Source organism: Dryocola clanedunensis (assembly GCF_038405435.1).
GTDB classification, from domain to species: Bacteria; Pseudomonadota; Gammaproteobacteria; order Enterobacterales; family Enterobacteriaceae; genus Dryocola; species Dryocola clanedunensis_A.
In genome coordinates this window covers 1-512 of record NZ_JBBYHZ010000244.1, presented here as the reverse complement: position 1 = coordinate 512, position 512 = coordinate 1, and the positions used below count along the sequence as shown (strand labels likewise).

Here is a 512-nt window from a genome sequence, read left to right as displayed (position 1 = left end):
CTATTGACGATGATAACGACGCGAATGTCGATTTTGTTAAAGGTGAAATCATCAAATTACGCCGCCAGGGAGAGTTAGCAAAGCATGAGGCGTGGGAAATGTGGGATGCAGCAGACGGATCCGATGACGTAAAGGGCCAGTGCTGCGGACCTACTAGCTTTTCGCCACTGCGTAACCTGCTCGGAGATGATCCTTGGTATGCCAAATGGCCGACCGTACCTAATCACGAATACATCTACCTCGAAAGAATTACCGATGCCGTACGGGCCGCACTGGTAAAGCTGGAGGCCACTCATGACTAACACAGCAGAGGTGCAGATGAAGCCAGTGAGTGAGCTGATTGCGGAGGCGCAACAATCCGCATCAGTAATGGAGTACATCTCATCATTTGAACCTCAAGATATTGACGGCGACACGGTAGAGCTGAGGTTTGAAGTTGATGACATCGACACAGGATCTGACGTTAGCCTCGTAGAGCAGTGCGGGAAAGCTTCCGGGCACATAACAGCACT

2 pseudogenes are annotated in these 512 nt (G+C 50.8%); both read left to right on the top strand.

Features of this window, described 5'->3' with window-relative positions:
- Positions 1 to 302: pseudogene (locus tag AAE045_RS24460) on the top strand (hypothetical protein); the annotation flags it as partial.
- Positions 295 to 512 (top strand): annotated as a pseudogene (locus tag AAE045_RS24455) (hypothetical protein); the annotation flags it as partial. The pseudogenes AAE045_RS24460 and AAE045_RS24455, both read left to right, overlap by 8 nt.